Genomic DNA, 806 nt, shown 5'->3' on the forward strand with positions numbered 1-806 from the left:
TACTAATGACGCTTAAGTGCCCATGCATTCTGAGCGCGGCGGTCTTAATCAAAGCACACAGTACTGGGTTGCGTTTGTGCGGCATAGATGAAGAGCCGCCCATGCCCTCGATAGGAGGTTCCGCTACTTCGTCCAACTCAGATTGAGACATCAATGCAATGTCATCAACAATATTTTCTATCGTGCCTGCACAAGCGTCTAGTAGGGAAGCAATTGCATGGATAGGCTGCCTATTGGTATGCCAAGGGAGGAGCGGCGCTGAGAGCCCAAGCGATGCTGCCACTTGTTGCGGCAAATTATGGTCTTCATTGTCTTCGTGACTTACTCCAACAGGGCCGCCCCATTGTAAGTAAAACCCCGAATGCATTAATTGCGACAAATCAGGTATGATGGCGATCAGTGGAGCGGCCCACTGGGCGACTTTTGTGCCAAAAGTGATCGGTAGGGCTTGCTGCATTAAAGTTCTACCTGCCATAGGTGACGAGCGATGCGCTTTAATCAGTACCGAGCAAGCGGTGAGTATCTCCTCCAAATCTTGCGTGATATGCTCAAGTGAGGGCTTGAGCATCATCATCATGGCAGTATCAATCACATCTTGACTGGTCAGTGTTTGATGAAAAAAAGGCCTTACGTCTGATGGTAGCAAAGACTTTGCTTGCGCCACAAAAGGGATAGCTGCGTTACCACCTAAATAAGTCTGGGCCCCAATAGCATCAATATCAAAAAATTCTATGTCTAATGCGTGTTTAGATTATTGAAACGTGTTTTTTGGGATAAGCTGATTCTGCTCCCTATGTTCTAAAACG

Annotated in this window: 1 protein-coding gene; it reads right to left on the reverse strand. The window is 47.3% G+C overall.

What is annotated here, in order from left to right; translation table 11 throughout:
* Nucleotides 1-646, reverse strand: a 646-nt coding sequence (locus tag ACS8FC_RS16495; protein WP_439297572.1) for a lyase family protein, incomplete at its 3' end; no start/stop codon positions are given.
* Nucleotides 647-806: the final 160 nt, after the last annotated feature.

The organism is Psychrobacter sp. 1Y4 (genome assembly GCF_051847555.1).